Origin of the sequence: Cypionkella sp. TWP1-2-1b2 (genome assembly GCF_049896245.1) — a bacterium.
In the GTDB taxonomy this organism is placed as follows: Bacteria; Pseudomonadota; Alphaproteobacteria; order Rhodobacterales; family Rhodobacteraceae; genus Cypionkella.
The window spans coordinates 1-2404 of record NZ_JAFCTX010000090.1 but is presented as its reverse complement, the minus strand read 5'-3'; the positions used below and the strand labels follow the sequence as shown (position 1 = coordinate 2404).

The following is a 2404-nucleotide window of genomic DNA, read 5'->3' as shown; positions in this document are numbered from 1 at the left end:
TGTAAAACAGCGTGCAAAAGTGACCAGCTGACGGGGTGGAACAGCGTCCAAAACTGACCACCCCAGTCGTGCAACAATCCCGCTTTTAGGCGGGAGCAGCTGGAGTGTTATGCGTGGAAACGATTGGGAAGATCAGGCGACGAGGGCTGCGGGACGGCGAGAGTATCAGTGGCTTGGCGCGGTCCCTGCAGTTGTCGCGGAACACCGTTCGCAAATATCTGAAGGATGGGGTTGAGCCAGTTTACAAGCGCAAGCCGCAAGCCGGGCCACAGCTTGGGCCGTGGTGCGGCCGTCTTGATGAGTGGCTGCGCGGTGATGGGCTTTTGCCCAAAGCGCGGCGTCGGACGGCGCGTCGGTTGTTCGAATGTCTTCAGGCCGAAGGGTATGCCGGCGCCTATGACAGCGTTCAGCGTCATGTGCGGCAGTGGAAGATTGAAGCGGGCCGGGCTACGAGCACGAAGGCCTTTGTGCCATTGTTCTTTGCATCCGGCGATGTGGCGCAATTTGACTGGAGCTATGAGCATGTCGTGCTGGGCGGAACCACCACCACGATCAAGCTGGCGCACTTCAGACTGGCTTACAGCCGTCAGATGTTTGTTGTGGCCTATCCACGCGAGGCGCAAGAGATGGTGCTTGATGCCCACAATCGGGCCTTCGCGTTCTTTGGCGGCGTGCCACGCAAGGTCATCTACGACAATCTGAAGACGGTTGTAGATGCGGTGTTTGCGGGCAAAGAGCGCCAGTTCAACCGGCGATTTCTGGCACTCGCCAGCCATTATCTGTTTGAACCTGTTGCCTGCACCCCTGCCTCAGGTTGGGAGAAAGGCCAGATCGAGAACCAGGTCGGCAATGTGCGGGAGTGGCTGTTTACGCCCACGCCACGCTTTGCAGACTTTGCGGCGTTGAACGCTTGGCTTGCCACCCGCTGCCGGGAATTGGGCGCGCGCCGTCATCCCACTCAAGATGCCACCATCGCCGAGATATTCGCATTGGAACAGCCGATGCTGCAGCCGGTCAGCATGCCGTTTGATGCTTATATCGAACAACCTCTGCGCGTCTCCAGCACCTGTTTGGTGTCAGTAGACCGCAATCGTTACAGCGTTCCGGCTGAATGGGTCGGCAAAGTGGTCTCGGTCCGCATCAGCGCACATGGCATCAAGGTCGTGGCTGGCGGCGAACTTGTCGCGCGGCATGAGCGCAAGTTCGGGCGCAACCAGCTGATTTGCGAGCCATGGCACTATTTGTCCATCCTGGAGACCAAGCCCGGCGCGCTGCGGCATGGCCTACCATTCACCGCTTGGGTGTTGCCGCCTGCGGTGGAAGCGGTTCGGGCCCATGCGCTCAAACAGCTCAAGGGGGATCGCGCCTTCGCAGAACTTTTGCTGGTTGCCCGCGAGACAGGGTTGGGGGCACTGGATATGGCCTGCCAGTTGGCGCAAGAGCAGGGACATCTGAACACGTCTGTGGTGCTGAATGAACTCCGCCGCCTGACCAGCCCGCCGCGCGCCAGCTTGATGGAAACGCCAGACGCGCTGGTGCTTTTGCTGGAGCCTGTCGCCAATTGTGCCCGCTATGATGAGTTGCGCGGGGTCAGCCATGTCTGATCATGCACCTGACAGCGATCACTTCTCACGGCTTAAGTCCCTGCAATTGTTCGGAATGGCAATCGCTTGGCGAGAACTGCAAGCCGAAGCGCGGCGCAACAAAACCCTCTCGCTCGAGGCCCTTTTGTTGCGGCTACTGGATGCCGAACAAGCCGATCGGCAGGCGCGCAGCCTGCGCTACCAGTTAAAGGTTGCCCGCTTCCCCGTCCATCGTGATCTGACAGCCTTTGACTGGAGCGAAACACCCTTGGACGGTGCCCGCATCCAGCAGCTGGCCAAGGGGCACTATCTGGAAACGGCGCACAATCTGATCTTGGTTGGCGGAACTGGCACCGGCAAAACCCATCTTGCCATCGCTCTCGGTGTCGCCGCCATCCATCACGGCAAGCGCATACGCTTCTACAACGCCGTCGATCTGGTCAATCTTCTGGAGCGGGAAAAAGCGCAGGGCAAAGCCGGAAATCTGGCCAAGCAACTCACCCAGATCGACGCGGTCATTCTCGATGAGTTGGGCTATCTGCCATTCCCAGCCTCTGGTGGTGCCCTATTGTTCCACCTTATCAGCCAACTCTACGAAAAAACATCACTCATCATCACAACCAATCTCAGCTTCGCCGAATGGGTCACGGTCTTCGGAGACCCAAAGATGACCACCGCGCTCCTCGACCGCATCACTCACCACTGCGACATTCTCGAAACCGGAAATGACTCCTGGCGCTTCAAACAGCGCAAGAAAATCAGCGCCCAAACTGATCAATATTGAACGCTGTTACCTGTTCAATATTCGACGCTGATTGACA

At 58.5% G+C, this 2404-nt stretch carries 2 protein-coding genes; both read left to right on the top strand.

What is annotated here, in order from left to right; all coding sequences use genetic code 11:
- Nucleotides 1-104 precede the first annotated feature (104 nt).
- Nucleotides 105-1604, top strand: coding sequence for an IS21 family transposase (istA, locus tag ACP7AP_RS24085; protein WP_426038441.1), 1500 nt, complete (start codon nt 105-107; stop codon nt 1602-1604).
- On the top strand, nt 1597-2367 hold the full coding sequence (istB, locus tag ACP7AP_RS24080) for an IS21-like element helper ATPase IstB (protein ID WP_426038439.1): 771 nt from the start codon (nt 1597-1599) through the stop codon (nt 2365-2367). Before istA ends, istB begins: the two co-directional genes overlap by 8 nt.
- The last annotated feature ends 37 nt before the right edge of the window (nt 2368-2404 follow it).